At 48.6% G+C, this 636-nt stretch carries 2 tRNA genes and 1 rRNA gene; all 3 read left to right on the forward strand.

Annotated features, from left to right (window positions below):
- Positions 1-121: ribosomal RNA gene (locus AC0TNG_RS00020) — 16S ribosomal RNA — on the forward strand; the annotation flags it as partial.
- A gap of 69 nt (positions 122-190) precedes the next feature.
- A tRNA-Ile gene (locus AC0TNG_RS00025) sits at positions 191-267 on the forward strand.
- Positions 268-310: 43 nt separating this feature from the next.
- Positions 311-386 (forward strand) — tRNA-Ala (locus AC0TNG_RS00030).
- Positions 387-636 lie beyond the last annotated feature (250 nt).

A 636-nucleotide genomic window follows, 5' to 3' on the forward strand; every position in this document is an offset into this window, starting at 1 on the left:
GGTTGCAAAAGAAGTAGGTAGCTTAACCTTCGGGAGGGCGCTTACCACTTTGTGATTCATGACTGGGGTGAAGTCGTAACAAGGTAACCGTAGGGGAACCTGCGGTTGGATCACCTCCTTACCTTAAAGAACCTGCCTTTGTAGTGCTCACACAGATTGTCTGATGAAAAACAGCAGTAAAAATCTCTGCAGGCTTGTAGCTCAGGTGGTTAGAGCGCACCCCTGATAAGGGTGAGGTCGGTGGTTCAAGTCCACTCAGGCCTACCAAACTCCTTTTAAAGGATGAGCGGTACAGAGATTGCAAAACGATGGGGCTATAGCTCAGCTGGGAGAGCGCCTGCTTTGCACGCAGGAGGTCTGCGGTTCGATCCCGCATAGCTCCACCATCTTTTACTGCGAACACAAGAAAACTTCAGAGTGAACCTGAAAAGGTGCACTGCGAAGTTTTGCTCTTTAAAAATCTGGATCAAGCTGAAAATTGAAACGACACATCTTAAATGGTGTGTTCGAGTCTCTCAAATTTTCGCAATCAGAAGTGAAACATCTTCGGGTTGTGAGGTTAAGCGACTAAGCGTACACGGTGGATGCCCTGGCAGTCAGAGGCGATGAAGGACGTGCTAATCTGCGAAAAGCGCC

Source organism: Enterobacter sp. PL_is514, from assembly GCF_055816715.1.